Annotated in this window: 24 protein-coding genes and 3 pseudogenes; 10 read left to right on the forward strand and 17 right to left on the reverse strand. The window is 72.6% G+C overall.

All coding sequences use genetic code 11. The features are described from left to right. Nucleotides 1–239 precede the first annotated feature (239 nt). Nucleotides 240–590 (reverse strand): annotated as a pseudogene (locus QE381_RS17850) (hypothetical protein); the annotation flags it as partial. A gap of 34 nt (nucleotides 591–624) precedes the next feature. On the opposite strand from QE381_RS17850, the pseudogene QE381_RS08680 reads away from it, so the two are divergent. Both QE381_RS08680 and QE381_RS08685 read left to right on the forward strand, forming a co-directional pair. Continuing rightward, nucleotides 625–2,027: pseudogene (locus tag QE381_RS08680) on the forward strand (MFS transporter). 168 nt (nucleotides 2,028–2,195) lie between these two features. Next, the gene (locus QE381_RS08685) at nucleotides 2,196–2,687 is read left to right on the forward strand and encodes a hypothetical protein (RefSeq protein WP_307217315.1); all 492 of its coding nucleotides are present in this window, start codon (nucleotides 2,196–2,198) and stop codon (nucleotides 2,685–2,687) included. Nucleotides 2,688–2,733: 46 nt separating this feature from the next. Here QE381_RS08685 and QE381_RS08690 read toward each other — a convergent pair whose 3' ends face one another. From QE381_RS08690 to QE381_RS08700, 3 genes are all read right to left on the reverse strand, one after another. Then, nucleotides 2,734–3,918 carry an acetyl-CoA C-acetyltransferase gene (locus QE381_RS08690; RefSeq protein ID WP_307217318.1) on the reverse strand — a complete coding sequence of 395 codons (1,185 nt, stop codon included), beginning with the start codon at nucleotides 3,916–3,918 and terminating at the stop codon, nucleotides 2,734–2,736. A 133-nt stretch (nucleotides 3,919–4,051) separates the two neighbouring features. Then, nucleotides 4,052–4,699, reverse strand: a complete 648-nt coding sequence (locus QE381_RS08695) for a CoA transferase subunit B (RefSeq protein WP_307217319.1) — start codon at nucleotides 4,697–4,699, stop codon at nucleotides 4,052–4,054. A 1-nt stretch (nucleotide 4,700) separates the two neighbouring features. Beyond that, nucleotides 4,701–5,474 (reverse strand): CoA transferase subunit A, encoded by a 774-nt coding sequence (locus QE381_RS08700; RefSeq protein WP_307217321.1) that lies wholly within the window; start codon nucleotides 5,472–5,474, stop codon nucleotides 4,701–4,703. A 170-nt stretch (nucleotides 5,475–5,644) separates the two neighbouring features. On the opposite strand from QE381_RS08700, the gene QE381_RS08705 reads away from it, so the two are divergent. Next, a complete protein-coding gene (locus tag QE381_RS08705) occupies nucleotides 5,645–6,427 on the forward strand; it encodes an IclR family transcriptional regulator (RefSeq protein WP_307217323.1) in 783 nt (260 codons plus the stop codon). Between the two features lie 68 nt (nucleotides 6,428–6,495). On the opposite strand, the gene QE381_RS08710 is transcribed toward QE381_RS08705, so the two are convergent. From QE381_RS08710 to QE381_RS08730, 5 genes and pseudogenes are all read right to left on the reverse strand, one after another. Further along, nucleotides 6,496–7,398, reverse strand: a complete 903-nt coding sequence (locus QE381_RS08710; RefSeq protein ID WP_307217325.1) for an MBL fold metallo-hydrolase — start codon at nucleotides 7,396–7,398, stop codon at nucleotides 6,496–6,498. A gap of 438 nt (nucleotides 7,399–7,836) precedes the next feature. Then, nucleotides 7,837–8,622: an IclR family transcriptional regulator C-terminal domain-containing protein gene (locus tag QE381_RS08715; RefSeq protein ID WP_307217327.1), complete on the reverse strand. Its 786-nt coding sequence runs from the start codon at nucleotides 8,620–8,622 to the stop codon at nucleotides 7,837–7,839. A gap of 427 nt (nucleotides 8,623–9,049) precedes the next feature. Then, nucleotides 9,050–10,225 (reverse strand): thiolase family protein, encoded by a 1,176-nt coding sequence (locus QE381_RS08720; protein WP_307217329.1) that lies wholly within the window; start codon nucleotides 10,223–10,225, stop codon nucleotides 9,050–9,052. A gap of 3 nt (nucleotides 10,226–10,228) precedes the next feature. Then, on the reverse strand, nucleotides 10,229–10,891 hold the full coding sequence (locus QE381_RS08725; protein WP_307217331.1) for a 3-oxoacid CoA-transferase subunit B: 663 nt from the start codon (nucleotides 10,889–10,891) through the stop codon (nucleotides 10,229–10,231). Next, a pseudogene (locus tag QE381_RS08730) lies at nucleotides 10,888–11,644 on the reverse strand (3-oxoacid CoA-transferase subunit A). The gene QE381_RS08725 and the pseudogene QE381_RS08730 overlap by 4 nt, the downstream one beginning before the upstream one ends. 316 nt (nucleotides 11,645–11,960) lie before the next feature. On the opposite strand from QE381_RS08730, the gene QE381_RS08735 reads away from it, so the two are divergent. Next, nucleotides 11,961–13,187, forward strand: a complete 1,227-nt coding sequence (locus QE381_RS08735; protein WP_307217333.1) for a cobalamin-independent methionine synthase II family protein — start codon at nucleotides 11,961–11,963, stop codon at nucleotides 13,185–13,187. A gap of 4 nt (nucleotides 13,188–13,191) precedes the next feature. Beyond that, nucleotides 13,192–13,608, forward strand: a complete 417-nt coding sequence (locus tag QE381_RS08740) for a hypothetical protein (RefSeq protein WP_307217335.1) — start codon at nucleotides 13,192–13,194, stop codon at nucleotides 13,606–13,608. 41 nt (nucleotides 13,609–13,649) lie between these two features. On the opposite strand, the gene pcaC is transcribed toward QE381_RS08740, so the two are convergent. The 6 genes from pcaC to QE381_RS08770 form a co-directional block, all read right to left on the reverse strand. Continuing rightward, nucleotides 13,650–14,048 carry a 4-carboxymuconolactone decarboxylase gene (pcaC, locus tag QE381_RS08745; RefSeq protein WP_307217337.1) on the reverse strand — a complete coding sequence of 133 codons (399 nt, stop codon included), beginning with the start codon at nucleotides 14,046–14,048 and terminating at the stop codon, nucleotides 13,650–13,652. Beyond that, nucleotides 14,045–14,827, reverse strand: coding sequence for an alpha/beta fold hydrolase (locus QE381_RS08750; protein ID WP_307217339.1), 783 nt, complete (start codon nucleotides 14,825–14,827; stop codon nucleotides 14,045–14,047). Before QE381_RS08750 ends, pcaC begins: the two co-directional genes overlap by 4 nt. 41 nt (nucleotides 14,828–14,868) lie before the next feature. After that, nucleotides 14,869–16,383: a lyase family protein gene (locus QE381_RS08755; protein WP_307217340.1), complete on the reverse strand. Its 1,515-nt coding sequence runs from the start codon at nucleotides 16,381–16,383 to the stop codon at nucleotides 14,869–14,871. 90 nt (nucleotides 16,384–16,473) lie between these two features. Beyond that, a complete protein-coding gene (gene pcaG / locus QE381_RS08760; RefSeq protein WP_307217342.1) occupies nucleotides 16,474–17,070 on the reverse strand; it encodes a protocatechuate 3,4-dioxygenase subunit alpha in 597 nt (198 codons plus the stop codon). Between the two features lies 1 nt (nucleotide 17,071). Further along, entirely contained in the window at nucleotides 17,072–17,890 is an 819-nt protein-coding gene (pcaH, locus tag QE381_RS08765) for a protocatechuate 3,4-dioxygenase subunit beta (protein WP_307217344.1), read from the reverse strand. Between the two features lie 169 nt (nucleotides 17,891–18,059). Then, nucleotides 18,060–18,800 carry an IclR family transcriptional regulator gene (locus tag QE381_RS08770; protein ID WP_307217346.1) on the reverse strand — a complete coding sequence of 247 codons (741 nt, stop codon included), beginning with the start codon at nucleotides 18,798–18,800 and terminating at the stop codon, nucleotides 18,060–18,062. Nucleotides 18,801–18,987: 187 nt separating this feature from the next. Here QE381_RS08770 and QE381_RS08775 point away from each other — a divergent pair, with 187 nt between their 5' ends. Together QE381_RS08775 and QE381_RS08780 are read left to right on the forward strand one after the other, a co-directional pair. Beyond that, nucleotides 18,988–19,743: an IclR family transcriptional regulator gene (locus QE381_RS08775; protein ID WP_307217347.1), complete on the forward strand. Its 756-nt coding sequence runs from the start codon at nucleotides 18,988–18,990 to the stop codon at nucleotides 19,741–19,743. A gap of 127 nt (nucleotides 19,744–19,870) precedes the next feature. Further along, complete coding sequence (locus QE381_RS08780) at nucleotides 19,871–21,058, forward strand: 4-hydroxybenzoate 3-monooxygenase (RefSeq protein ID WP_307217349.1); 1,188 nt, start codon at nucleotides 19,871–19,873, stop codon at nucleotides 21,056–21,058. An 81-nt stretch (nucleotides 21,059–21,139) separates the two neighbouring features. On the opposite strand, the gene QE381_RS08785 is transcribed toward QE381_RS08780, so the two are convergent. Continuing rightward, complete coding sequence (locus QE381_RS08785) at nucleotides 21,140–22,327, reverse strand: CynX/NimT family MFS transporter (RefSeq protein ID WP_307217350.1); 1,188 nt, start codon at nucleotides 22,325–22,327, stop codon at nucleotides 21,140–21,142. A gap of 77 nt (nucleotides 22,328–22,404) precedes the next feature. On the opposite strand from QE381_RS08785, the gene QE381_RS08790 reads away from it, so the two are divergent. After that, nucleotides 22,405–23,601, forward strand: a complete 1,197-nt coding sequence (locus QE381_RS08790) for an MFS transporter (RefSeq protein ID WP_307217352.1) — start codon at nucleotides 22,405–22,407, stop codon at nucleotides 23,599–23,601. A gap of 270 nt (nucleotides 23,602–23,871) precedes the next feature. On the opposite strand, the gene QE381_RS08795 is transcribed toward QE381_RS08790, so the two are convergent. Continuing rightward, complete coding sequence (locus QE381_RS08795) at nucleotides 23,872–24,375, reverse strand: MarR family winged helix-turn-helix transcriptional regulator (RefSeq protein ID WP_307217354.1); 504 nt, start codon at nucleotides 24,373–24,375, stop codon at nucleotides 23,872–23,874. Between the two features lie 94 nt (nucleotides 24,376–24,469). Between QE381_RS08795 and QE381_RS08800 the strand changes: the two genes are divergently transcribed. Continuing rightward, complete coding sequence (locus tag QE381_RS08800) at nucleotides 24,470–25,381, forward strand: SDR family NAD(P)-dependent oxidoreductase (RefSeq protein ID WP_307217356.1); 912 nt, start codon at nucleotides 24,470–24,472, stop codon at nucleotides 25,379–25,381. Next, nucleotides 25,378–26,262 (forward strand): amidohydrolase family protein, encoded by an 885-nt coding sequence (locus QE381_RS08805; RefSeq protein ID WP_307217358.1) that lies wholly within the window; start codon nucleotides 25,378–25,380, stop codon nucleotides 26,260–26,262. The genes QE381_RS08800 and QE381_RS08805 overlap by 4 nt, the downstream gene beginning before the upstream one ends. Nucleotides 26,263–26,398 lie beyond the last annotated feature (136 nt).

Raw genomic sequence — 26,398 nt, forward strand, 5'->3', positions numbered from 1 at the left:
GCCGGCGGGGCGGCCGGGGATGCGGCGACCGCCCAGTCGACGAGGATGCGGTCGCTCTCGTCGCCCCGGTTGACCCCGTCGTCCATGGGCCCGTAGTGATCGACCAGATACTCCACGGCGCGGGTGCCGAGCACCGCGAGGTTGAGGTGGGCGTTGCGCGCCACCAGCGGATCGTAGGTCCACGTGATGTGCCCGACCCCGCGTTCGAGCGCCCACTCGCGCTGGTGCTGCTTCAGCATCCGTCCGAGACCGCGGCCGCGATACGCGGGCAGGATCCCGGTGATGTGCGAGTGCATCGCGCGGGCGGCGGGCGGCCCGAAGAACGCGACCGATGCGCCGACCATGTCGGAGCCGTCGTAGAGCGCGGCCGCATAGTTGCCGGAGTGCGCGAGCGCGCGAAGCAGGTTCGGGGGCATTCCGGTGCGGTCGCCACCCCACACCTCGCTCAGCACGGCGGATGCGGCGAACACCTGGGTCACGTCGTCGATCGGGCGGATGTCGATTCCCGCGGCGTGCTCGCTCATGGGCCCAGTCTCGCACCCCGACCGCCCTCGTGTCGGTGGGGGCCGATAGCCTGGCGGGATGGGCATCGAGGACGAGGACGCGAGGAAGCGCCTGTCCCGGATGCCTCGTCAGGGGCTCGTGGTGGCTGTCCTGGCGATCGCGGGGCTCGCGTCATCCTTCATGTTCACGCTCGTCGTGCCGATCCAGTCGAAGCTGCCCGAACTGCTGCAGGCGAGCCGCGAGGACACCGCGTGGGTCGTGACCTCGACCCTGCTCGCGGCCGCCGTCATCACGCCCATCGCGGGACGCCTGGGCGACATGTACGGCAAGCGGCGGATCGTGCTCGTGCTGCTGGTGCTGCTGGTGGCCGGGTCGGTGATCGCGGCGCTCTCCCCCGGCATCGTCGGCGTCGTGATCGGCCGGGCCCTTCCAGGGCGCGGTGACGGGCGTCGTGCCGCTCGGCATCTCGATCCTCCGCGACGTCCTGCACGAAGACCGGGTGGATGCGGCGATCGCGCTCATCAGCGCGACGCTCGGCGTCGGCGGCGCCCTCGGGCTGCCGATCAGCGCCCTGCTGACCGAGCGCAGCGACTGGCACATGCTGTTCTGGGTCGCCGCGGGTCTGGGCGCGGTGGTGTTCGTCCTGGTGCTCACGATCGTGCCGGTCAGCGTGCTGCGCACCGCGGGGCGCTTCGACTACCCGGGCGCGTTCGGCCTCGCGATCGGACTCGTCGGCATCCTGCTCGCCATCTCGCGAGGCAACGAGTGGGGCTGGACGTCGCCGCCCGTGCTGATCGCGGGTCTCGGCGGCATCGCCGTCCTGCTGCTGTGGGGCTGGTACGAGCTGCGCATCGCGGAGCCGCTGCTGGATCTGCGGGTCGCGGCGCGGCGGCCCGTGCTGCTCACGAACATCGCCTCGATCGCGATGGGCTTCGCCCTGTTCGGTTCGAACGTGACCTACCCGCAGCTGCTCGAGCTGCCGACGCAGGTCGGCGGGTTCGGGCTGCCGCTGTTGACGGCGAGCCTGGTGGTGATGCCGGCGGGGCTCGTGATGATGGTGCTCTCGCCCTTCTCGGGCAAGCTGGCACGGACGGTCGGGCCGAAGCTGCTCCTCGTGCTCGGGGCGATCTCGCTCATCGCCGCCTACGGCTTCACGCTCCTGCTCTCCGCGGAGGTGTGGCAGATCCTCGTGGCGAACCTCCTGGTCGGCGCCGGGATCGGGTTCGGCTACGCCGCGATGCCGATGCTCATCATGCGCTCGGTGCCGCAGACCGAGACCGGCGCATCCAACGGGCTCAACGCCCTGTTCCGCTCGCTCGGCACGAGCAGCGCCGCCGCGGTCGTCGGGGCGGTGCTCGCGAGCTCGACCGTGATGGACGGCGACACCGCGGTGCCCTCGCCGAACGCGTTCCAGACGGCGTTCGTGCTGGGGGCTCGGCGCCGCCGTGATCGCGATGGCGGTCGCCCTGTGCATCCCGCGCCACGGCGATCCCGCGGAGCGGCATCCCTCGCTGCCCGAGTGAGCGCTCGGGTGCTCCGGGCCGGTCGGACCGGTGCTCTGCGCCGGATCCGGAGATCTCGCTCAGGCAGGCTCGGGAGTCAGGCAAGCGGCCTGATGCGGCGAGACGGCCTGATCCGGCGCGCGGTGCTCACGAGCAGCGAGATCCTTCAGCATGACTTAAGGTAGAGCCATGACGCTCGAGACGTTCCTGCGCCGGCTCGACCGCCTCGCAGGCGGCCGCGCGGCCGACCACCGCGTACCACGCTCCGACGACCCGCGGGTGACGCGGGCGTTCCGGGCGATCACCGTGCTCCTGTCCCTCTGCGCCGTTCTGGGCATCGGGACCGTCGTGACCGCGGTCGCGCTCACCCTCAACGGCGCGGAGGTCGGTTTCGCGGTGTGGATGCGATGCCTCGTCGTGCTCGGGATCACCGCGACCCTGTTCTACTTCCTCGCGCGGGCGCGCGCGGGCTGGTACTGGGCGTTCCGCCGGCTGCAGCTGTTCAGCCGGATCTTCCCCGTCGTCGCCCTCGTGCTCGCCGCGATCCCCGGCCTCTACCCGCTCTGGGTCACGAGCGAGCAGATCGTGTTCGCTCTCCTGCTGATCGGGGTCTCGGACTACCTGCAGGCCGAGTACATGCGCGACGCGTTCCCGAAGCCGCCGCCTCCCTCACCCTCCTGAGCCCGCGAGGCCGGTAGTGCGCTCGGGCGCGGTTGGGGGCGCTGGCTCAGCGCGTGAGGATCAGCGCGTCGCCCTGACCTCCGCCGCCGCAGAGCGCGACCGCGGCGGTCCCCGTCCCCCGGCGCAGCAGCTCGTACACCGCGTGCACGACGAGGCGGTTGCCGCTCGCGCCGATCGGGTGTCCGATCGCGATGCCGCCGCCGTGGATGTTCACGACGTCGTCCGACAGCCCGAGCTCCCGCTGCGACCGAGCGACCACCGCGCCGAACGCCTCGTTGATCTCGACCACGTCGAGATCGGATGCGGCGAGTCCCTGCTTCGCCAGCGCCGCCGCGATCGCGCGCGCCGGCTGCTCGTGCAGCGAGTTGTCCGGCCCGGCGACCTGACCGGACGCGCCGACGACCGCGAGCACGGGCCACCCCTCGGCATCCGCATGCGAGCGTGTCGTCAGCACGAGTGCCGACGCGCCGTCCGAGATCTGCGAGGAGTTGCCGGCGGTGATCGAGCCGCCCTCGGCGAAGGCCGGTCGCAGGCGTCCGAGCGTCTCGAGCGTCGTCTCGGGGCGGATCCCCTCGTCCCGAGACACGACGATCGGCTCGCCCTTGCGCTGCGGCACCTCCACCGTGATGATCTCGTCGTCGAACACCCCGGCCTCGTAGGCCGCGGCGGCCCGTTGGTGCGACCGGGCGGCGACGGCATCCTGGTCCTCGCGCGTCACCTCGAAACGGGAGTTCGCGCGCTCGGTCGACGCCCCCATGCTCTCGTGGTCGTACGCATCGGTCAGCCCGTCGAAGGCCATGTGGTCGAGCACCTCGACCGTGCCGTAGGACCAGCCGTCGCGCGAGCCCATGAGCAGATGCGGGGCCCGAGTCATCGACTCCATCCCGGCCGCGACGACGACGCGCACATCGCCCGACCGGATCATCCGGGCGGCGTCGATCACGGCCGTGAGCCCCGAGAGGCACACCTTGTTGACGGATGCGGCGTGCACATCCCATCCGAGGCCGGCGCCGACCGCGGCCTGCCGGGCGGGGTTCTGGCCGGAGCCGGCGGGCAGCACCTGCCCCACGAGCACCGCGTCGACGGCATCCGCGGGGATGCCACCCTTCGCGAGCGCGCCCGCGATGGCGAGGGAGCCCAGCTGCGGCGCCGTGAACGAGGCGAGCTGGCCCTTCAGCCGGCCCTGCGGAGTGCGGCCTGCGGCCACGATGACGACATCGTCCGTGTTCATGTTTCCACCTTAGGTTCGAGCGGATTGTGGGAGGGGGCGGGTGGGTGCGCATAACTCAGACAGTTCGGGTCCCTGAGGCGTCGACCGGGCCGATCGGCGTGATTCTGCCTGAGTTGTGAACACCTCGAGCGGGTCACGAAGGCGATTCGAGCCGCACGATGAGCTCGGGCTCGGTCGCGGCCACGACGTCGTCGACCGTGACGCCCGGCGCGACCTCCACGAGCACGAGGCCCGCCGCCGTCACGTCGATCACCGCGAGATCCGTGATGATCCGGTCCACGACGCGTCGGCCGGTCAGCGGCAGCGAGCACTCGTGCACGATCTTGGGCGATCCGTCCTTGGCGACGTGCTCCATCAGCACGATCACCCGCCCCGCCCCGTGCACGAGGTCCATCGCCCCGCCGGGGCCCTTGACCATCTTCCCGGGGATCATCCAGTTCGCCAGGTCTCCGGATGCCGACACCTGCATCGCGCCGAGGATCGCGGCGTCGATCTTGCCCGCACGGATCATCCCGAAGCTCGTCGCCGAGTCGAAGAACGACGCGCCCGGCAGGACCGTCACGGTCTCCTTGCCGGCGTTGATGAGGTCGGGGTCGACCGCGTCCTCGGTCGGGTAGGGACCGACCCCGAGAAGCCCGTTCTCGGACTGCAGGACGACCGTGACACCATCCGGTACGACGTTCGGCACGAGCGTCGGCAGACCGATCCCGAGGTTCACGTACGCGCCGTCGGCGAGCTCACGTGCCGCGCGCGCGGCCATCTCGGTGCGGCTGCGTGCCATGTCAGTTCCCTCCCGCGCGCACGGCGCGCTTCTCGATGCGCTTCTCGATGTGGGTGCCGACCTCGACGATCCGGTGCACGAACACACCCGGCAGGTGCACCGCATCCGGATCGATCTCGCCCGGCTCGACCAGCCGCTCGACCTGCGCGATGCAGGTGCGCCCCGCCATCGCCGCGAGCGGGTTGAAGTTGCGCGCGGTCTTGTGGAAGACGAGGTTGCCGTGGCGGTCGCCGACCGCCGCGTGCACGAGGGCGAAGTCGGTGACGATCGCCTCCTCCAGCACGTACTCGCGGGTGATGCCGCCGACCTCGATCGGTCTCACCTCTTTCTCGGGCGATGCGACGGCCACGCTGCCGTCGGCGGCGTAGCGGCGCGGCAGGCCGCCCTCGGCGACCTGCGTGCCGACGCCGGTCTGGGTGAAGAACGCCGCGATGCCCGCTCCTCCGGCACGCAGCTTCTCGGCGAGCGTGCCCTGCGGGGTGAGCTCGAGCTCGAGCTCACCCGAGAGGAACTGTCGCTCGAACTCCTTGTTCTCGCCGACGTAGGACGAGGTCATCTTGCGGATGCGGTGGGCGTTCAGCAGGATGCCGAGGCCCCAGTCGTCGACACCGCAGTTGTTCGAGACGATGCTGAGGTCGCTCGTTCCCTGTGCATGGAGCGCCTCGATGAGCACCATGGGATTGCCGGAGAGGCCGAAGCCGCCGACGGCGATGCTCGCGCCGTCCGGGATGTCGGCGACGGCCGCTGCCGCGGTCGGGATCCGCTTGTCGATCACTCGTGCTCCTTTGCCAGCTGTGCCACCGTCCCTCCGGCATCGTGGGGACCCGACCGGGTCTCCACGCGCCCGGGGTCGCGGAAGTCGTGCGTCTCATGGTCGGGGCGCTGCCCGCGCCATCGCACGTCCGCGCTTGCCATGTGGAACACGGCGTGCGTATTGTCCATATCGTGGACACCGCACACGCGACCACCGGCGCGCAGGCGGTCACGCGCGCCGCGCGCCTGCTGCGGCTCGTGACGGCGGCCGGGACGGCGGGGGCTTCGACCGCGGGTCTGGCCGAGGCGGCCGGGCTCTCCCGTCCGACCGTCCACCGCATCCTCGCCGCGCTGCGCACCGAGGGTCTCGTCGACCAGGACGAGCGCACCTCCCGCTGGGCAGCCGGCCCCGAGCTGTATCTCATGGGAACCGTCGCGGCGGCACGCTACGACATCACCGCGACCGCGCGCGATGTCGTGCGCTCGCTCGCCGTGCGCACGGAGGAGAGCGCGTTCCTCTCGGTGCGCCGCGGCGACGAGACGGTGTGCCTCCTGCGTGAGGAGGGGAGCTTCCCGATCCGGTCGTTCGTGCTGAGCGAGGGGGTCCGCTTCCCGCTCGGGGTCGCATCGGCGGGACTCGCCATCCTCGCGTTCCTGCCGCCCCATGATGTGGACGCCTACTTCGAGCGGCACCCCGAGCTGCCCGAGCGCTGGGGCGCCGCCCACGCCGAGGCGCGGCTGCGCGACCGGCTGGCCGAGACCGCCGCGCGGGGGTACTGCGTCAACCCCGGGCTCATCGTCGAAGGCAGCTTCGGCATGGGCGCCGCCGTGTTCACCCGCGAGGGCGATCCGCAGTGGGCGCTCAGCATCACGGGCGTGCAGTTCCGGTTCGGGCCCGAACGGATCGCCGAGCTCGGCCGCATCCTGCTCGCCCATGCGCACCAGCTGTCGGCCCGCATCGCCTCCCGTCGTTGAGCGTGGGGTGGTCACCCGCCGAGCTCGGCTGAGCGCCGTCACCGGATCGGCGGCAGTGAGCGGACCTCTCAGGCGTGGCAGTCCAGCGGCTGACGCCCGTTGTACTCGTACATGTCCTGCCAGGCGGCCGCGACGTCGAGCGGCCCCCCGTCGAGCTCGGCGAGCTCACGGTGCAGGTTGCCGACGATGCGCTCCTTCTCGGCGAGACCCGCGAAGGGCCCCAGATCCAGGGCGCGGGCGGCCTCCAGCGGAGAGAGTCCCCGCTCGTGCGCGTCGCGCGCCTGGGCGATGAGGAAGCGCAGGTAGTCGGCGACCGGGGCGAACAGCTCCGGGCCGCCGATCTCGCCATGTCCCGGCACGACCGTGACCGGGTCGAGCGCAGCCATCTGCTCGATCGCGCGCAGCCAGCCCGCCGGCGACCCGGAGAGCACGAACGGGGTGCCGCCGTGGAACACGAGGTCGCCGGTGAAGAGGATGCGCTCCTCGGGCAGCCAGACGTATGCGTCGCCGGCGGTGTGCGCCGGCCCTCCCGGATGCCGCACCTCGATGCGGCGACCGTGCGGATCGATCGTGAGGTCGCTGTCGAAGACGATCGTGGGCGTGCGGGCGTGGACCTCGCCCTGCTCGAACGGCGTGAAGATCTCACCGACCGCGGGGTGCACCTGCTGGAGGTCGAGAGCCGTGTTGCGGTGGGCGATGATCTCCGCGTCGGGCACGAGCGACGTGCCGTTGCAGTGGTCGGGGTGCGAATGGGTCAGCACGATCCGCCGGATCGGCGAGGCGACCGCCCGGGCGGCCGCGAGGTAGTCGCGCGTGCGGCGCTCGGTCGAGGTCAGGTCGACGCTCGTCGCACCGCCCTCGCCCTCGATGAGGCCCATGTTGTTGATCATCCAGCCGCCGTCAGGCTGGATGTAGGCCCAGACGCGGTCGGTCAGCGGGTGGAGCGTCGGTTCGCCGGCGGTGTGCGTCATCGCTGTCGGTCCTCTCCTGGCCTCCCTCGTCGGAGGCCAGGGTTTCAGCCTTTCAGCGCCCTCCGCACCGCACAATCGCGACTCGGCTATGCCGGCTATCCGCATTCCGGATGGTGCCTGGCACGGCCTTCCGGTCCGGCCGCCCGCGCGTCCGCTCCCCGCGCCGTCGCCTCCGCGCATCGCGCGCACGCGGCATCCGTCCGGCCGTTCTCCCGAGCACGCCCTCGTCGCGGCCTCGCATCGCGCGCACGCGGCATCCGTCCGGCGTCGGCGCCGAACTCGACACGACCCCTGAGGGGTGGGCCGCCATCGACGTCGACCGTGCGTCGGCGGAGCCGACGACGCACGCCGCGGTCCGTAGCGCCGGGTCGAGGCCGGCCTCGACCGCCGGTGAGGAGCCGCGATATCTCAGTACCGCGGGCGACGAGCGCGGAGCGGTCAGATCAGACGCACATCGGCGTCGATCGCCGCGGCGGTCTGCCGCAGCGGCGGCACGAGTGCGGCACGCACCTGCGCGAGAGTACCGCGGGTCGCGCTCGTCGACACGTTGACCGCCGCGATCACGGATCCGTCCTTGCCGTGCACGGGCGCCGCGATCGATCGGAGCCCCGGCTCGAGCTCGCCGTCCACGAGGGCCCAGCCCTGCGCGCGCACCCGCTCGAGCTCCGCGCGCAGCGCCTCCGGGTCGGTCAGGGTGCGGCCCGTGAAGTGCTCACGGGCAGAGGATGCGAGCACGGCGTCGCGGTCGGCATCCGGGAGTCCGGCGAGCAGGACGCGGCCCATGCTGGTCGCGAACGCCGGGAAGCGGGTCCCGATCGTGATGCGCACGCTCATGATCCGGCGCGTGGGGACGCGCGCGACGTACACGATGTCGGTGCCGTCGAGGACGGCGGCGGATGCCGATTCGTCGACCTCGCGCGACAGCCGCTCCAGGTGCGGCTGCACCAGCTCGGGGAGCGAGAGGGAGGAGAGGTAGCTGAAGCCGAGCTCGAGCACTCGCGGCGTGAGGGCGAACAGCCGGCCGTCGGTGCGCACGTAGCCGAGCGCGGTGAGGGTGTGCAGGAAGCGGCGCGCCGCGGCACGCGTCAGCTCCGCCCGGCGCGCGACGTCGCTGAGGCTCAGCTCCGGGTGCTCCGCGTCGAACGCGCGGATGACGGCGAGCCCGCGCGCGAGCGACTGCACGAACTCGCCCGACGCCGCCGCATCCGTATTCTCCGCAGCCATACTCACCCTCTCTTCCTCGCTGAACCTCTGAACCCCTGGACCTCTGGACCTCTGGACCTCTGGACCTCTGGACCTCTGGACCTCTGCCGCTCTGCCCCGCCTTCATCCCTACGCCTCCCCCTGCATGTCCCAGTTTGGACCGCTGGGCGGGTCGCCCAGCGGTCCAAACTGGGACATCACCAGGAGGAAAGTGGGACATGCTGGGGAGACACTCGCGGATCGGAGCCGAACCGGGCGGGGCCGGGCGGGGCCGTACCGGGAAGGGTCGGGCGGGCAGGGTCGGCCGGGCGGGGCCGTACCGGGAAGGGTCGGGCGGGCAGGGTCGGGCGGGCCGGGCGGAGTCGGGCGGGCCGGGCGGAGCCTAACCGGGCGGGGCCGAGCGGGGCCGAGCCCGCACCGGCACCGGGACGGCGTCTCGGCGGGGCGCTCAGCGCTCCAGCACGACCGCGAGCCCCTGCCCCACGCCGATGCAGATCGCCGCGACCGCGACCCCGCCGCCGCGACGCTTCAGCTCGTGCGCGGCGTGACCCAGGATGCGGCCGCCCGACGCGCCGAGGGGATGCCCGATCGCGAGCGCGCCGCCGTGGATGTTCACCTTCGCGGGGTCGAGGTCGGGCCAGCCCGCGATGCACGCGAGGGACTGCGAGGCGAAGGCCTCGTTGAGCTCGACGACGTCGACATCCGCCCACGTCCTGCCGGCCTTCGCGAGCGCCTTGTTGGCGGCCTCGATCGGCGCGATGGGGAAGTAGTCGGGATCGACGCCGTGCGCGGCGCGACCCGCGATACGGGCGAGGGGCTCCGCGTCCAGTGCGCCCTCGGCGCCGATCAGCAGGGCCGAGGCGCCGTCGTTGATGGGCGAGGAGTTGCCCGCCGTGACCGACCCCTCCCCGTCGGCGGCGAACAGCGCCTTGAGGCCCGCCAGCTTCTCGACGGACGTGTCGTCGCGGATGCCCTCGTCGCGCGCGAGCTCGGCGCCCGGGACCTGCACGATCTCGGGGTCGTAGACGCCCGCGGCCCACGCCTCGGCAGCGAGTCGGTGCGAGCGCACCGCGAACTCGTCCTGGGCCTCGCGGCTGATCCCGAACTCACGGGCGATCTTCTCGGCCGACTCTCCGTTGGAGATGGTCCAGTGCTTCGGCAGCTTCTTGTTGGTCATGCGCCAGCCGATCGCCGTGTTCCACAGCGTCTGGTTTCCGACCGCCGGCCACGGACGCGGCGACTTCTCGACGATGAAGGGGGCGCGGCTCATCGACTCGACGCCGCCGGCGAGCACCAGGTCGGCGTCGCCGGTCTCGACCGCGCGGGCGGCCTGGATCGAGGCCTCGAGCGACGAGGAGCAGAGACGGTTGACGGTCACACCGGTCACGCTCGTGGGGAACCCCGCCAGGAGCGCCCCGAAGCGGGCCACGTCGCGGTTGTCCTCCCCGGCCTGGTTCGCGTCGCCGAAGATGACATCGGAGATCGCGGCGGCATCCAGCCCGGTCCGGTCGACGATCGCCTTCATCACCACGGCCGCGAGATCATCCGGCCGGACCCCGGAGAGCGCGCCGGCGGCACGGCCGAACGGGGTGCGGACGGCGTCGTAGACGAAGGATGCGGTCATGGTTCAGTTCCCTTCCGCGGATGTCGCGGCATCCGCCAGCGCGAGCCCGGTGAGCGCGCGCAGCTCGTCGATCGTGTTGTCGCCGAACAGCTCACGCACGGCGAAACCGGTCTCGGTCACATCGAACACGGCGTAGTCGGTGTAGACGCGGGACACGCACCCGACACCGGTGAGCGGGTAGGAGCAGGACTCGACGAGCTTCGACTCGCCCTGCTTGGTGAGCAGATCGGTCATGACGTAGACGTCCTTCGCGCCGATCGCGAGATCCATGGCCCCGCCCACGGCGGGGATCGCGCCGGGAGCACCGGTGGACCAGTTCGCGAGGTCGCCGGTCTGGCTCACCTGGAACGCTCCCAGCACGCACACGTCGAGATGGCCGCCGCGCATCATGGCGAACGAGTCGGCGTGGTGGAAGTACGCCGCTCCCGGAAGCGCCGTGACCGGCTGCTTGCCCGCGTTGATGAGGTCGGGGTCGATGCGTCCCTTCTCGGGTGCGGGCCCCATGCCGAGCAGGCCGTTCTCGGTGTGGAGGATGATCTCCTCGTCGGCGGGCAGGAAGTTGGCCACGAGCGTCGGCGCGCCGATCCCGAGGTTGACGTAGGAGCCCTCGGGGATGTCGGCGGCGATGCGCCGGGCGAGGTCCTCGCGGGAGATGCGGGTCGTCATCGGGCGTCCTCCTTGGTGTCGTCGTGGATCAGCGGGCGCCCCTCGATGTCGACCCCGCCGACGAACTCGCCGTCGCGCAGCCACGGACGCTCGCCGACCGCGACGACGCGGTCGACGAACAGGCCGGGGGTGACGACCGCCTCGGGGTCGATCGCACCGAGCGGAACGATCTCGTCGACCTGCACGATGGTGGTGCGGGCGGCCGTGGCCATGATGGGGCCGAAGTTGCGGGCCGTCTCGCGGTAGACCAGGTTGCCCCAGCGGTCGCCCAGCCGGGCGCTGATGAGCGCGAAATCGGCGCGGATCGGGTACTCGAGCACGTACTGCCGCCCGTCGATCTCGCGCGCCTCCTTGCCCTCGGCGAGCGTCGTGCCGACGCCTGTCGGCGAGAAGAAGGCCCCGATGCCCGCCCCCGCGGCGCGGATGCGTTCGGCGAGGTTGCCCTGCGGCACGAGCTCCAGCTCGATCTCGTCGGCACGGTAGAGACCGTCGAAGACCCAGGAGTCGCTCTGCCGGGGGAAGGAGCAGATGATCTTGCGCACCCCGCCGGGCGGCGAGGAGCGCGGCGAGGCCCGTGTCGCCGTTGCCGGCGTTGTTGTTCACGATCGTGAGGTCGGCGGCGCCGTGCGCGATGAGCGCGTCGATGAGCTCGACCGGCTGGCCGGCGCGGCCGAAGCCGCCGATCATCACAGTGGCGCCGTCGCCGATGCCCGCGACCGCGGACTCGACGTCGGTGACGGTCTTGTCGATCATCCATCCTCCTTCGGATGTTCGCTCTGCGAACGCATGTTCGTATGCAGAACAGTTTACGCCGCGGCGGGGGTCACGGGCAAGGGCCGCGGGCGAGGGTTTCGACATCCGGAGTCGCCGCATCCACCCGCGCGGTATCAGGACATCTCGCACACGCAGGAGGAAAAGGCGCGGAAGCGGCCTGCGGCGGCGAGATGTCCTGATCCGGCTGCGCGGGCGCGGCGCGTCACACACCGTCAACGACTCCGGCGCCTCCAGCACACCGGGGTAGAGTCGCGGCGCGGGGGACGTCCTCCCCGCCCGAGCCGAGGAGCGCGCGATGACCACGATCGCCACCACCACGTCGGGGAGCCTGCCGAGGTCGCAGGCGCTCATCGACGCCAACGCCGCCCGCACCTTCGAGGACGACGGCTTCACGCTGCAGAGCACGCCGGAGTTCGCGCAGCTCGTCGCGGCAGCGGTCGGCGAGGTCGTGCAGCGGCAGCGGGACGCCGGCATCACGGTGCCGGGCGACGGCGAGTACGGCAAGGCGATGTCGAACCCCATCGACTACGGCGCCTGGTGGTCCTATTCGTTCCAGCGCGTGGGCGGGCTCTCGCTCACCGACACGAACCTGTTCACGCAGCCCATCGCGCGCTCGACGCCCGGGCACATCGAGCTCACCTCCTTCGTCGACCGCCGCGACCGACACCTGTTCTCCGCCGTGTACTCCGATCCCCGCTCGGGCGCCTTCGCGGGCAAGCCCGCGACCGCGTTCCCGACGACGACGGGTCCGCTCGTGTACCGCGGGCAGGAGGCGACGGCATCCGACATCCGCAACCTCACGAGCGCGCTGCGACCGGGCGAGCGGGGCTTCCTCACCGCGATCTCGCCGGGCAGCGGCTCGCGCGTGTGGAACGAGCACTACGAGGACGACGACGCGCACCTCTGGGCCTGGGCCGAGGTGCTGCGCGAGGAGTACCGGGCCATCACGGATGCCGGGCTCGTCCTGCAGATCGACGACCCCTCGCTCGCGGAGAACTGGGACCAGATCAACCCGGAGCCCTCGACCGACGACTACCGCGCGTTCACGCAGAAGCGCGTCGACGCGCTCAACCACGCCATCGCGGGGCTGCCGCGGGAGCGGCTGCGCCTGCACGTGTGCTGGGGATCGTGGCACGGCCCCCACGTGACCGACATCCCGATCGCCGAGATCCTGCCGGTCGTGCTCACCGCGAACGTCGGGCAGATCTCGTTCGAGGCGGGGAACGTTCGCCACGAGCACGAGTGGACGGCATGGCAGGATGCGGCCGACGCCGGCCTCGTGCCCGACGACCTCGTGCTCGTGCCGGGCGTCGTGAGCCACGCGACCAACGTCGTCGAGCATCCCGATCTGGTGGCGCAGCGCATTCGCCGCTTCGTCGACATCGTCGGCCCCGACCGGGTCATCGCCTCGACGGACTGCGGACTCGGCGGCCGCGTGCACGCCGACATCGCGTGGGCCAAGCTCGAGGCGCTCGGAGAGGGCGCGCGCCGGGCCGCCCGCTCGCTCGCCGTCCGGGGGTGAGGCCGTGAGCGGGAGCATGCAGGTGCTCACGTTCGAGGACCGGGCGATCCTCGACTACCCCGCCGTCCGGCGCGCGCTCCTCACCATCTACACGCCTGACGAGGTCTCGGAGGTGATCACCACCCGGCCCCCGCTTCCGATGTCGAGGATCCAGGTCAGCCCGAAGGACGCGCCCCCCTTCAGCGCCATCCTCGCCGCCGACGGGTCGGCCTGCGGCATGGACGGCCTTCCGTGGCAGAACAACCCGGTCGTCGTCGCGCTCCGTGCGCAGATCCCGCCGGACGCCGGGCGGATCTTCGCGATCGATCTCATGCACGTCGAGAACTTCGCCGAGCTCGCTCCGGGCCTCACGCTCGCGCAGCTCGAGTCGAGCTGGCGACCGCTGGCGGAGCTGGAGGACCCGCGCGACCCGCCTCGCTGACCCCACGCGTGCGCCGCGGAGCGAGGCGGGAGGGCTCGAGGCTAGGCCTCGTCGAGGATGGGGGCCGCCAGGCGGAAGGCCGTGTTCGCGGCGGGGACGCCCGCGTAGACCGCCGACTGCAGGATCACCTCACGGATCTCCGCCGCGGACAGCCCGTTGCGCAGGGCCGCGTGCACGTGCATCACGAACTCCTCGTGGTGCCCGAGCGCGATGAGCGAGGACAGCACGGCGACCGACCGCATCCGCCGCTCGAGTCCCGGCCGCGACCACACGTCGCCCCAGGCCACACGGGTGATGAAGTCCTGGAAGTCGGCCGTCGTCGGCGTCGTGTTCGCGATCGCCCGATCGACGTGCGCATCGCTCAGCACCGCCCGCCGCACGGCCATGCCCTGGTCGTAGCGCTCCTCGTCGCTGAGCCCCTCGCCGGCCGGACGCGTCATCGCCGCCCCTCCCCCGCGAAGAAGTCGAGCAGGGCCGTGGCGGTCGCCTCCGGCTGCTCGGCCGGCGGCAGGTGGGCGGCGTCCGCGATCCGCACCGCACGGCCGTCGCGCACGCCGGTCGCGATCTCGACCGACCTGACCTCGGGCGCCACCTGGTCGAACTCGCCCCACAGCGCGAGCACCGGCATCCCGATCTCGCCCAGCCGCTCCCGCACGTCGTAGACCGCGAGCGCCTCACAGCACAGGGCGTACGACTCGTCGTCGGCGTCCTGCAGGGCATGGAACAGCCGGCCGGACAGCACCGGCTCGCGCTCGATCGACCCCGGCGCGAACCACCGCTGCCCCGACGACACGATGAGCGCCGACGTCGATTGCGCGCGCACCTGCGCCGCACGGTCGCGCCAGGCCGCGGGGTCGCCCAGCTGCGCGCCCGACGCGACGATCGCGGCCTGCTCGACCAGCTCGGGATGCCGCAACGCGAGCTCGAGCCCGGTCGCGCCGCCGAGCGAGACACCGGCGTAGCGGATGCGGTCGGAGCCGAGCGCGCGGGCGCCGTCGGCGACCGCGTCGGCCAGCTCGCCGACCGTGAACGCCGCCGCGGTCGGCGCCGACTCGCCATGTCCGGGCAGGTCCCAGGCCGTGACACGGAACTCCTCGCGCAGAGCCGGGACCGCGTTCTCCCAGAGGATCGTCGACGTCCCGAGCGAGGGTCCGAGCACCAGCAGCGGGGCGCCGTCGGGACCCTCCGGCGCCGTGAAGTGGAGAGGGGGGACGGTCATGGGGTCTCCTCGGGGACGGGGGCGGCTGCGGTGTTCATAACTCAGGCAGAATCGCCGTCGGCCGGCCCGCGGGCGCCTCCGCGCCCGGTTCTGCCTGAGTTGTGAACGGGGCGTCGGGGGATGCGGGCCCGGGGGATGCGGGCGCGGGGGCGTCGGCGACGGGGAGGGCGACTCCGGCGGCGTCCGCCGGCGCGTCGGCCACGGCGCGGTCGACGAGGAGCCCCGCGAGGCCCGTGTAGCCGGCGGGGTCCAGGAGCGCCTCGACGTCGTCGGCGGGGTGCGCGGCGCCCGGCGCCCGGTCGACGGCCGCCTCGAGCGACTCGCGCACGAGCGCCGCGAGATCCCCGCCGGCGCCCGCGGCGGCCACGATGCGGGTCACCTCGTCCGTGCCGAGCACGGGCGTCAGCACGATCGAGAGCCGCTCGGACACGATGAGCCCGTCGGTGAGCGCCGCGTCGGAGGCGACGGCGTCGGCATCCACGTGGAGTCCCTCGACGAGCCGGCGGAGCGTGGCGGTCGCGCCGAGTGTGAGCCGCAGGAGCTCGCGCAGCGTCGGCCACTCGGCGTGCCAGGCGCCGTCCGGGCGCTCGTCGACCGCGAAACCCGCCGGCGAGGTGCAGCGTGGCGCCCAGCTGCGGCGCGCGCAGCGCCGCCGAGCGCAGCAGAACGGATGCGGTCGGATTCTGCTTCTGCGGCATCGCACTGGATCCGCCGCCCGCGCCCTCGGCGAGCTCGCCGATCTCGGTACGACTGAGGGTCGCGACATCCGCGGCGACCTTGCCCGCCGCGTCGATCGCCTGCACGAGCGCGTCGCCGAGCTCGGTGACGGGCCATCGGGTGACGTGCCAGGGTGCGGCGGGGGCGGCGAGGCCGAGCTCGGCGGCGTAGGCGACGGGAAGGGATGCCGCGGCCTCGGGGCCGCCGATCTCGACGAACGCCGCGAGCGTGCCGCCCGCCCCGCCGAGCTGGGCGGGGAGCTGGCCGACGGCCTCGGCCAGGCGCACCCGCGCGCGCGTCACGCCGCGCAGCCAGCTCGCGGCCCGCGCGCCGATCGTGGTCGGCACGGCGTGCTGCGTGAGCGTGCGGGCGGCGGCGACCTCGTCGCGGTGCACGACCGCGAAGCCGGCCAGCAGCGACTCGGTCCGACGCAGCGTCTGCAGGGCCTCCCGCCCGGCGCGGCGGGCGACGAGCATGAGGGCCGAGTCGAGCACGTCCTGACTGGTCGCGCCGCGGTGCACCCAGGCGCGGGCCTCGACGGGCACGCGGTCCTTCAGCATGCCCACGAGCGGGATCACCGGATTGCCGCCCGCGACGGATGCCGCCGCCAACCGCGGGACGGACAGCCATGCGGTGTCGCACCCGCTGCCCGGGCCCGCCCAGCCGAGGGCCTCGGAGATCGCGGACACCGCGGCGTCCGGAGCCGCGCCGACCGCCGCCCAGGCGCGGCTGAGCGCGACCTCGGCGGCGACGAGCGCGCTCGCGACAGCGGCGTCGGTCACCTCCGCGTCGGCGTCGGCCGCGACCGGTGTGAGCAGTCCTTCATCGACCGCCGGCATGGTTCCTCCTTCGCGCGGGAACGCTCCCGCCCTCGGCAGGCTACTGGACGCGCGGAGACCCCCGGGCGGTGCGCCGGGGGTCTCTCGCGCTCAGAAGGTCAGGAAGACGGTCTCCGCCTCGCCCTGCAGATGGATGTCGTGGACGAGGTCGCCGTCGGGCGTACGGGTCGCGATCAGCGTGCGACGCTCGGCCTCGTCGAGCGAGGCGAGCAGCGGGTCGGCTGCCAGCAGCTCCTCGTCGTCGGGCAGGTAGATGCGCGTGTGCAGCTTGTTCGGCAGCCCGCGGGCGAACACGATCGCGGCGAAGAACGGCGCCTTGCCGGCCTCGGCACCCGGGTTGCGGGTCCAGAAGTCGTAGCCGCCCTCATCCGTCGTGAACGAGCGGCCGAAGCCCGTGAACGTGTGGTCGTCCCGGCGGCGGGCGCCGCGGGCGCGGGAGATCGTGCCGTCGCTGTCGGCGCCCCAGATCTCGATGCAGGCGTCCGGGATCGGAGCGCCGGCGCCGTCGTAGATCGTGCCGGAGAGCACGATCGCCCCCGTCGTGTGCGGGAAGACGACCTCGTGCATCTTGTCGTACTTCAGTCCGAACGCGAAGAACGGGCCGATCGTCTGACCTGCCGTGGCCTCGTGGGTCGGCGCGCCGGCCGCGGCGATGCGGCGGGTGCGGGTCTCGGTGGTGTCGGACATGTCAGTGCGCTCCCTCGGGCTCGAACCAGGTGGCGTCGGGACCGTCGACGACGATGTCCCAGCGGTAGCCCATGGAGAACTCGGGCACCGTGAGGTCGTGGTCGTAGGTCGAGATGAGCGCATCCCTGTCCTTCTGACGGCGGATGGTGTTGTAGATGGGGTCCAGCGCGAACAGCGGGTCCCCGGGGAAGTACATCTGCGTGATGATCCGCTGGGTGAAGCCGCTGCCGAACAGCGAGAAGTGGATGTGGGCCGGACGCCAGGCGTTGATGTGGTTCTTCCACGGGTACGGGCCGGGCTTGATCGTCGTGAAGAAGTACTCGCCGTTGTCGTTCGTGATCGTGCGGCCGGCGCCCGTGAAGTTCGGGTCGAGGGGTGCCGGATGCTGGTCGCGCTGGTGGATGTAGCGGCCCGCCGCGTTGGCCTGCCAGATCTCGACGAGCTGGTTCGCCAGCGGCCGGCCCCAGCTGTCGAGCACGCGCCCGGTGACCGTGATGCGCTCGCCCTGGGGCTCGCCGGTGTGCTGGAGCGTCAGGTCGGACTCGATCATCGCGACATCCCGCTGCCCGAAGGCGGGCGAGAACAGCTCGATGGTCTCGGGGTCGACAAGACGCGGGTTCTTGGTGGGATGGCGCAGGATGCTCGAGCGGTACGGGGCGAAGTCGTAGAGCGTCCTCGGGACCTCGGCGCCCGCCGCTTCGCGCGCCTCGGCGTCGGCGTGGATCGCCGCCATCTCGTCATTGATCTGCCGCTGCGACGGCATGTCCGCGGAGGCGAGGAGCGTCTCCGGCGCCGCGGCGGTGGGCTGACTATCGGTCATGGGTGTCCCCTTCGACGGACCCTGGGTGGGTAGCCCTCCCAGCGTGGCACCGCGGCGCGGCGGGCCACCGCATCCGCTCTCACCCAGTGGGAATGGCCGCGGAGGAGGAGGGTCGTGGGATGTCGACCGCCGCCGCCCTGCGCCGCAGCACCCGCCAGGTGCGGCGGCCTCAATCCTGACGGAGAGCGCGCGTGAGCTCCTTCGCCGCCTGCACGACGATCGGCGCGAGCCGCCGCTCGAGCGTCTCGTCGGCGTGCGCGACGACGCCGATCGCCGCCCGCGGCAGATCGGACACGAGCCCGAGCGGCGCGGCGACCGACACATTGCCGAGCGTCATCTCGCCGTGCGTCGTGGCGTAGCCGCGCACCCGCACGGTGTCGACCTCGGCGCGCAGCACCGCCGGGTCCGTGATCGAGAGCGTCGTCTCCGGCAGCAGCGGCGCAGCGAGGTAGGCGTCGAGCCAGGCGTCGTCGCAGGTGGCGAGGAGCGCCTTGCCGACACCGGTCGTGTGGAGCGGATGCCGCCCGCCGCCGCGTCCGAGCGTCGGCACCGAGGCGCGGCCGGTCAGGCGCCCCGCGAAGAGCACGGTCGCCGTCCGCGGGGTCGGCGCGTCGAGCACGGCGAGGTGCACGTTCTCGCCCGTGGCCTCGTAGAGCCGGACCATGTGGGGCAGCGCCGTCTCTCGCAGCCGCAGGGCGATGGGCGACAGCTCGCCGATCTCCCACAGCCGCGCCCCGACCGTGTAGCCGTAGCTGCCGGCTCGCCCGACGACCCCCTCCGCGACGAGCTGGGCCAGCAGGCGATGAACGGTCGACAGCGGCAGTCCGCTCCGGGCGGCCAGCTGCGCGGCGGTGAGCTCGGGGGCGTCCTCGTCGAAGGCCGAGAGCAGCCGCATGATGCGCTGCAGCATCCCCTCCACCATGAGCGTCCTCCCGCGTCGAGGCTACCGGGCGCGCCGACGGCGTGCACGGCACGGGCGTGGGACTCGCGGCGTCCATGGCCGGGGCGTGGAGCCCGCGGCGTGAACGGCCGGGCGCGGGGTCCACGATCGACGACGTGCACGGCCGGGCGCCGACGGCGCGTGGGAAGCTGTCGGCATGGCCAACTCGCCGAGCGGCGACTCGATGACCGAGCGCCTCGTCCGCGTGCTCGAGACGTTCACGACCGAGCGAACCGTGCAGACGGCGGCCGAGATCGGGCGACGGGCGCACCTGCCGTCGTCGACGGCGCACCGGATCGTCGGCGAGCTCGTCGACGCCGGGCTCCTCGAACGCGACGAGGACCACCGCATCCGGCTCGGCCTGCGCCTGTGGGAGCTCGCGCTGCGGGGCTCGACCGCGCTGCGGCTGCGGCAGGCCGCGCTGCCGTTCATGGCGAGCGTGCAGTCCGAGATCCGCGAGCACACCCAGCTCGCGGTCCTGGAGCAGGACGAGGCGCTGTTCCTGGAACGTCTCTCGCACCCCGAGGCGGGCGCGAACATCACCCGCATCGCGGGCCGGCTGCCGCTGCACGCCTCTTCCTCCGGCATGGTGCTGCTCGCGCACGCGGAGCCCGCACTGCGCGAGCGCGTGCTCGCCCGACCCCTGGCCCGGGTCGCACCCGAGACGGAGACGGATGCCGACGCCCTCCGCCGGGTGCTCGCGCGCATCCGCCGCGAGGGGTACATCGTGGCTCCCGGGACCGTCGAGGCCGTGTCGACGGGGGTGGCGGCGCCGATCCGCGATGCGGGCGAGGTCGTGGCGGCGCTGTCGGTCGTGCTGCCGCGGGACACGGACCCCGCCGCATCCGTGTCGGCTCTGCGCCGCGCGGCCGCGGGGATCGAGGCCGCGCTGCGCGCCGACCGCCCCTTCTGACGGCCCCCGCCCCACCCTCCGACCCACGACGGGGCGGGAGAGTGCCGTTCAATGGGAAATGGGTGGGGTGAGAGGGCGGGGGCGGGCATGCTGAGGGAGCCCAACCGCATCCGTCGAAGGAGACGCCATGACCGAGACCGTCCGCACCCGGGTCGCCATCGTCGGGGCCGGCCCCGCCGGGCTCCTGCTCAGCCACCTGCTCGACGCCGCGGGCATCGAGTCGGTCGTGATCGACTCCCGCAGCCGCGACGACATCGAGTCGACGATCCGCGCCGGCATCCTCGAGCAGGGCACCGTCGAGGTGCTCACCGAGACCGGCGCGAGCGACCGCGTGCTCCGCGACGGGCACCGCCACGACGGCATCGAGCTGCGCTTCGAGGGCGAAGGGCACCGCATCGACTTCCCCGGACTCGTCGGCCGGCACGTCTGGCTCTACCCGCAGCACGAGGTGCTGAAGGACCTCATCGCGACGCGGCTCGCAGCCGGTCAGGACATCCGCTTCGGCGTGAGCGCCGACCGCGTCGAGGACGCCGAGTCCGACCGGCCCCGGGTGATCGCGACGGATGCGGACGGCCGCGGGCTCGCGATCGAAGCCGATTTCGTGGTCGGCGCCGACGGTTCCCGCTCGGTCGCGCGCGCAGCCGTCACCGGCTCGTCGACCGGCGGCTACTTCCGCGAGTACCCGTTCGCCTGGTTCGGGATCCTCTGCGAGGCTCCGCCGAGCTCGGACGAGCTCATCTACAGCAACTCCCCCGACGGCTTCGCGCTCATCAGCCAGCGCTCGGCGACCGTGCAGCGCATGTACTTCCAGTGCGACCCGGAGACCGACCCGACCGCCGCGACCGAGGCAGAGCTGTGGGAGGCGCTGCAGAAGCGCGTGCCCGGCACCACGCTCAAGGAGGGTCCGATCTTCCAGCGCGACGTGCTCCGATTCCGCAGCTTCGTGGCGCACGAGCTGCGGCGCGGGCGTGTGGCCCTGGTCGGCGACGCCGCCCACACCGTCCCGCCCACGGGCGCGAAGGGGATGAACCTCGCGGTGGCGGATGTCGTCCTCCTCGACCGCGCGCTGCAGGCGCTGCTGCTGCGGGGCGACGAGGGGCCGCTCGACCGGTACGCCGAGGTCGCGTCGCGCCGCATCTGGAAGGCGCAGCACTTCTCCTGGTGGATGACGAGCATGTTGCACGTCGCGCCCGGGGCGAGCGACTTCGATCGCCGCCGTCAGGTCGGGGAGCTCCGCAGCGTCGTGGAGTCGGAGGCCGGACGCACGTACCTCGCGGAGGCCTACACCGGCTGGCCCCTCACGACCGAGCTCTGAGCGGCGGCCGGGGGCGGTGCGCCCGCGTCGACGGCTCCCGGCGCCGGGGCGCCGCCCGGCACGTGGGCACCCGCCCCGGGCTCAGGCGCGGCGCAGGCGCGCGGCCACGCCCACCCCGAGCACGCCGAACAGCAGCACCGCGAGCAGGATGACCAGCAGCGGCAGCGTCCAGTCGCCCGTCCACTCGTGGACGCCGCCGACGATCGTGGGGCCGAGGGCGGCGAGACCGTAGCCGATGCCCTGGACGATCCCGGAGCGGCCGGTGATCTCGCGCGGACCGCCTCCCAGCGCGGCGACCATGATGAAGACGACCGTGAGCCCGCCGCCCTGCGCCGCGCCGCCGATGAGGCACCACAGCCACCACAGCTCGGGGGCCACGAGGAACCCGATCGGCACGGTGAGCCAGCCGAGTCCGACGGCGAGCGCCCCGGACATGATCGACACCCGCGTCGTGAGCACCGGGACGAGCAGACCTCCGGCGATGCCGGCGACCTGGAAGAACGCCGCGATCGCACCGGATGCCTCCGAGCCGAAGCCCCGGTCGGTCAGGAGCGTCGGGAGCCAGGCCGTGACGGCGTAGTACGAGAACGCCTGCCCGGCGAACGCCGCTCCGAGCACCCACGTCGTCCCGGCGCGGAGCACGGACGGCCGCCCGGCCGCAGCATCGGCGGACTCGGATCGCGGCGCCGGCAGGAACGCTCCCCGGAATCCGCGCAGCCCCACCCAGGCAGCGAGCGCCGCGACGCCGAACATGCCCCACACCGCGATGGCCGTGCGCCAGTCGGTCGCCGCCGCGAGCGGGGCCGTGGCCACCGTCACGGTCATCGTGCCGACATTGATCGCAGAGGTGTAGACGCCCGTCATGAGGTGCACACGGCTGGGCGGGAAGTCCCGCGCGATCACGACCGGGACGACGACGTTGCCGATCGTGAGGAAGACGCCGATCAGCGCCGTGCCGATGAGGGCCGTCGGAAGGCCGTCGAGGGAGCGGACGACGCATCCGGCCACCGCGCCGATCATGCTCAGCGTCAGGGCCAGATCGGGACCCCCGCGACGCACGACGGCGATCGCGAGCGGCGAGCAGACCGCGAACGCGAGCACCGGGATGCTGGTGAACAGCCCCACGACGGCGGCCGAGACGCCGAGGTCCGTCCCGATCGTGCGCGCCACCGGCGCGACCGCGACGATCGGCGCTCGCAGCATCATCGCGATCGTCGCGATCGCGATGACGAGGAGGAGGACGCCGGACCGGCGCGGCGTGGGGCTCACCCGTCCACGCTACTCCGCCGCCTCCATCAGCTCGTGCCACGTCGGGTAGAGTCCGGTGCTCATGGGCCATCAAGCGGATGAGGCGGTGCGGGCGCCGCGGCTCGGCCATCTTCATCGCCGTCTGCCTCATCGCGGCGAACATGCGCACGACCATCACGGGCGTGGGCCCGCTGCTCGAGCAGATCGCCGACGACCTCGGCACCACGACGGTCGCCCTCGGCGCGCTCGCCTCCATTCCGCTTGCGGCATGGGCCCTCGTCTCCCCGCTCGCCCACGGGCTGAGCCAGCGGTTCGGGATGTCGCGCACGCTGCTGTGGTCGCTCATCGCCCTGACCGTGGGCACCGTGTGGCGGTCGCTGCCGGGCCCGAGCGCGAACCTCTGGCTCGGCACGGCCATCATCGGAGCCTCGCTGGCCATCGCGAACGTCCTGATGCCCGCCGTGATCAAGCGCGACTTCCGCGAGCGGGTGCCGGCGACCATGGGCGTGTACACGGCGCTGCTCGCGGGCGTGGGAGCGGTCGCCTCCGGGATCGTCGTCCCGGTGTCGCAGCTCGGCGCTCCCGCCGCGCCGCTCGGCTGGCGCGGCGCGCTCGCGACCACCGGCATCCTTCTTCCGATCGCGGTCGTCTCGTGGGTGCTCGCGATGCGGCGGCTGCCGCGCGAGACACCCGTGCGGCACGTGCGCGGTCAGGCGCGCACCGGGATCTGGACGGACCCGGTCGCCTGGCAGGTCGCGGGCTACATGGGCCTGCAGTCGGCCGCGTTCTATGTGCAGCTGACGTGGCTGGCCCCGTATGCCACGGCGCACGGTCGGGACCCCGTCGCGGCGGGCCTGGACGTCATGATCTACCAGGTGCTCGGCATCGTCGGCTCTCTCGCGCTCCCCGCGTTCCTCCGCAGCCGGGCCCGCCGCTGGGCGCCGGCGGCGATCCCGGTGTTCTCGATCGTGGCGGTCGTCGGGATGCTGGCCGCACCCGATCTGCTCACGCTCTGGGCGCTGCCGTCCGGCCTGTCAGCCGGCGCCTCGCTCGGCATGTCGCTGACGCTCATGGCCGAACGCGCCCGCGACAACGCCGCATCCACCGCGCTGTCGGGGATGTCGCAGTCGGTCGGCTATCTGCTGGCGGCCGCGGGCCCCGTCGCGTTCGGGCTGCTGCACGCTCTGGACGGCGGATGGCTCCTGCCGTTCGGGCTCGTGCTGACGATCATGCTCGCGCAGCTCGTCGTCGGCATCGCGGTCGGACGCGACCGGTACGTGCTCGATCGGGGCTGAGCCCCGACATCCGCACCTGCGGGGATCGTGGTCGACACGCCGCGAAACCCGGGTCCAGCCCGGCGCGCCGCGAACAATCCCCGCAGGACGGCCGCGGGCACGCACCCACGGCACGGCACTGCACGGCCGCACGTACGGCACGGCACGGCCGCAGGCAAGCACGGCACGGCCGCAGGCAAGCACGGCACGGCCGCAGGCAAGCACGGCACGGCCGCAGGCAAGCACGGCACGGCCGCAGGCAAGCACGGCACGGCCGCAGCCGAGACTCCGTCAGGGCCGGGACGGGCGATCGGCGCCGTCGAGCCCGGGGTCGGCCGCGAGGTGGCGCAGGCCCGTCACGACCGCGTCGAGCACGGCGGAGTCGATGCCCTCGAAGAGCTCGCTCTCGGCGAGCGCGACGGCGGCCTGGGCCTCGGCATGCAGCACCCGCCCGGCATCCGTGCACATCAGGATGTTGGCCCGGCGGTCGTTGGGGTCGGGCTCGCGGGTGACGAGTCCGCGGGTCTCGAGCGCGTCGATCAGCGCGACGATCTGGCTGGGGTCGAGCTGGAGGAACTCGGAGAGCTCGCGCTGGGTCGGCCGGACGTCGGCGGCGGCCAGCGCCAGCACGGAGTAGGAGCGCACCTTCAGGTCCCACGGCGCGAGCGTGCGCGTGATCCGCTGCAGCGACAGCGCGTTGGCGCGGGCGAGGAGGAAGCTCGTGTCGCTGCCGACCGTCGAGGCCCACAGCCGCGCGGGCCCCGCCGCGACGGGGCGGGCGGCGGGCTCGGACATCTGCTCAGTATAGGCATCGATACCCCGCAGACCACATTATTGACATTCTCAACGATCTGCGTTTTCCTGGAACCCTCAACGAAGGAGTCATCGCATGAGCCTGGACGGCAAAGTCGCCATCGTCACCGGGTCCGGACGCGGCCTCGGCCTCGCCTACGCCCAGGAGCTCGCCCGCCAGGGCGCATCCGTCGTCATCAACGACGTCGACGCCGCCACGGCCGACGCCGCGGTGAAGACCATCACGGATGCCGGCGGCACTGCGACCGCGGTCGTCGCCCCCGTGGGTCCCACCGAGACCGCGAAGGAGCTCGTCCGCACGGCCGTAGAGACCTACGGGCGCCTCGACATCCTCGTGACCAACGCGGGCGTGCTCCGCGACACCGTGCTCTGGAAGATGAGCGACGACGACTTCGACACCGTGATCAACGTGCACCTGCGCGGCACGTTCACGTGCGTGCGCGAGGCCGCGACCTACATGCGCGAGAACCAGATCCCCGGTCGCATCATCGCCATCGGCTCCCCCACGGGCCAGCGCGGCAACTTCGGCCAGACCAACTACGCCGCCGCGAAGGCCGGCATCGTCGGCATGGTGCGCACCTGGGCCCTCGAGCTCAAGCGCGCGGGCATCACCGCCAACGCGGTCATCCCGGTGGCGGCGACCGCCATGACGGCGACCCTCCCCTACTTCGCCGCGGCCGTCGAGGCCGAGGCGAAGGGCGAGCCGATGCCCGCCTTCTTCCGTCACGACCTCGGCTTCGGCACCTCGGCCGACGTCGCCGGACTCATCGCCTACCTCGCCGGCGACGACGCGGCATCCATCACCGGCCAGGCCATCGGCATCGGCGGCGACCGGCTGCAGCTGTGGTCGCACCCCGAGGCGGTCGTCACCGCGTACCACGAGGGCGGATGGTCGGTCGAGGCACTCGAGGCGGAGTTCCCCGGCCTCTACCAGGAGCAGTCCGTCGGCGAGACCTTCCCGCCGCTGCCCGACGAGCTGCAGCGGTGACCACCCGCTACGAGCCGGCAATCGACCTCGCCTCGATCACGGCGATCGACGTGCACGTGCACATCGAGGTCGACGCCCACGGGCACTCCTCGCTCCCCGCCGACCTGGCGGCCGCCGCGTCGGCGTACTTCAGCGCCGACGTCGAGCGACCCGACCTCGACGGCGTCGCCGCCTACTACCGCGAGCGCCACATGGCGGCGGTCGTGTTCACGGTCGACTCCGAGACGACGCTCGGTCACCCGCCGATCTCGAACGAGGAGATCGCCGAGGGCGCGTCCCGCAACAACGACGTGCTGATCCCCTTCGGCTCCGTCGACCCGAACCGCGCCGACGCCGTCGACCGCGTCCGGCGCCTCATCGAGACGCACGGCGTGCGCGGGTTCAAGTTCCACCCGACGGTGCAGGGCTTCGACCCGAGCGAGGAACGCTTCTTCCCGCTCTACGCCGCGCTGCAGGAGGCGGGCGTGACGGCGCTGTTCCACACCGGTCAGACCGGCATCGGGGCGGGGATGCCGGGCGGCCGCGGGTTCCGGCTGTCACTGTCGAACCCCATGCTGCTGGACACCGTCGCCGCCGAGTTCGGTGAGCTGCAGATCATCATGGCCCACCCCTCCGTGCCCTGGCAGGACGAGGCGCTGAGCGTCGCGACCCACAAGCACAACACCTGGATCGACCTGTCCGGCTGGAGCCCGAAGTACTTCCCGGAGTCGCTCGTGCGAGCCGCCAACTCCTACCTCAAGAGCCGGATCCTCTTCGGCTCGGACTTCCCCCTGCTGACCCCCGACCGATGGCTGCGGGACGTCGAGCGGACGGCGCTCAAGCCCGAGGTCATGCCGGGCATCCTCAAGGACAACGCCGCGCGTCTGCTCGGCCTCGGCTGAGGACCGCCCGATGTTCACGAACGACACCGCCGTCGGCTTCGACCCCTACGGCTTCGCCACGGCGGGGCTGAGCGAGGCTGCGCTCGCCGCGCTCGAAGGTCTGCAGCGCACCCTCGACGCCGAGGTCCGGCCGACG

The sequence above is a fragment of the Microbacterium sp. SORGH_AS_0888 genome (genome assembly GCF_030818905.1).
GTDB lineage: Bacteria > Actinomycetota > Actinomycetes > Actinomycetales > Microbacteriaceae > Microbacterium.

Excerpts from the sequence above, each read along its gene's own strand:
- QE381_RS08750 (WP_307217339.1), bottom strand. The coding sequence starts at position 14,827 with ATGACCGTCCCCCCTCTCCACTTCACGGCGCCGGAGGGTCCCGACGGC.
- pcaG (WP_307217342.1), bottom strand. The coding sequence starts at position 17,070 with ATGTCCGACACCACCGAGACCCGCACCCGCCGCATCGCCGCGGCCGGC.
- QE381_RS08770 (WP_307217346.1), bottom strand. The coding sequence starts at position 18,800 with ATGCTGCAGCGCATCATGCGGCTGCTCTCGGCCTTCGACGAGGACGCC.
- QE381_RS08790 (WP_307217352.1), top strand. The coding sequence starts at position 22,405 with ATGAGGCGGTGCGGGCGCCGCGGCTCGGCCATCTTCATCGCCGTCTGC.
- QE381_RS08775 (WP_307217347.1), top strand. The coding sequence starts at position 18,988 with ATGGCCAACTCGCCGAGCGGCGACTCGATGACCGAGCGCCTCGTCCGC.
- QE381_RS08715 (WP_307217327.1), bottom strand. The coding sequence starts at position 8,622 with ATGGCTGCGGAGAATACGGATGCGGCGGCGTCGGGCGAGTTCGTGCAG.
- pcaC (WP_307217337.1), bottom strand. The coding sequence starts at position 14,048 with ATGACGCGTCCGGCCGGCGAGGGGCTCAGCGACGAGGAGCGCTACGAC.
- pcaH (WP_307217344.1), bottom strand. The coding sequence starts at position 17,890 with ATGACCGATAGTCAGCCCACCGCCGCGGCGCCGGAGACGCTCCTCGCC.
- QE381_RS08710 (WP_307217325.1), bottom strand. The coding sequence starts at position 7,398 with ATGACGCACACCGCCGGCGAACCGACGCTCCACCCGCTGACCGACCGC.
- QE381_RS08735 (WP_307217333.1), top strand. The coding sequence starts at position 11,961 with ATGACCACGATCGCCACCACCACGTCGGGGAGCCTGCCGAGGTCGCAG.
- QE381_RS08685 (WP_307217315.1), top strand. The coding sequence starts at position 2,196 with ATGACGCTCGAGACGTTCCTGCGCCGGCTCGACCGCCTCGCAGGCGGC.
- QE381_RS08755 (WP_307217340.1), bottom strand. The coding sequence starts at position 16,383 with ATGCCGGCGGTCGATGAAGGACTGCTCACACCGGTCGCGGCCGACGCC.
- QE381_RS08725 (WP_307217331.1), bottom strand. The coding sequence starts at position 10,891 with ATGACGACCCGCATCTCCCGCGAGGACCTCGCCCGGCGCATCGCCGCC.
- QE381_RS08780 (WP_307217349.1), top strand. The coding sequence starts at position 19,871 with ATGACCGAGACCGTCCGCACCCGGGTCGCCATCGTCGGGGCCGGCCCC.
- QE381_RS08720 (WP_307217329.1), bottom strand. The coding sequence starts at position 10,225 with ATGACCGCATCCTTCGTCTACGACGCCGTCCGCACCCCGTTCGGCCGT.
- QE381_RS08795 (WP_307217354.1), bottom strand. The coding sequence starts at position 24,375 with ATGTCCGAGCCCGCCGCCCGCCCCGTCGCGGCGGGGCCCGCGCGGCTG.
- QE381_RS08695 (WP_307217319.1), bottom strand. The coding sequence starts at position 4,699 with ATGGCACGCAGCCGCACCGAGATGGCCGCGCGCGCGGCACGTGAGCTC.
- QE381_RS08690 (WP_307217318.1), bottom strand. The coding sequence starts at position 3,918 with ATGAACACGGACGATGTCGTCATCGTGGCCGCAGGCCGCACTCCGCAG.
- QE381_RS08800 (WP_307217356.1), top strand. The coding sequence starts at position 24,470 with ATGAGCCTGGACGGCAAAGTCGCCATCGTCACCGGGTCCGGACGCGGC.